Below are 436 nucleotides of genomic sequence, written 5' to 3'. Positions count from 1 at the left end.
CAGCTTCACTCATCCGCAAACCGGCGAACGCCTGCGCTTCGAGTGCCCGGCGCCATTCTGAAATGCGTGAATACTTTGAAAGCCCTTCCTTGCGAAGGGCTTTTTTTGTCCTGCCAGAATTCCACCGGCAATAGATTGACGTAAAGAACTGTCATAAAATTGTAATCAAATATAAAATCATGGCACTTCGATATCAGGCAGGAGGCCTCTTCCGTGTTCTGCAGCAAAACACTTCAATCCGAATACCCCATTGTGTGCGCATTCGGTAACACGACCCTGCACCTGAGCGAAGCACCCAGCATCCAGGCACGCCAAGCCCTGGAGCAGCTGATAAAAAAACGTCGCGCACGCAAACTGACCCGGACCAGCGCACCGTTGTCGTCCTGTGAAACACCACTTTTTGCCAAGTTCCAGCCATTGGACACGGTCAAGGCAA

Annotated in this window: 1 protein-coding gene; it reads left to right on the top strand. The window is 51.6% G+C overall.

Annotated elements, in window-relative coordinates:
- Positions 1-213: 213 nt before the first annotated feature.
- On the top strand, positions 214-436 hold a 223-nt coding region (locus tag AC0T7J_RS25340; RefSeq protein ID WP_473798535.1), incomplete at its 3' end, for a hypothetical protein.

The sequence above is a fragment of the Pantoea sp. E956-1 genome (assembly GCF_982223955.1).
Note: the sequence above shows the minus strand (reverse complement) of the source record. Positions and strands in the feature narration are given on the sequence as shown.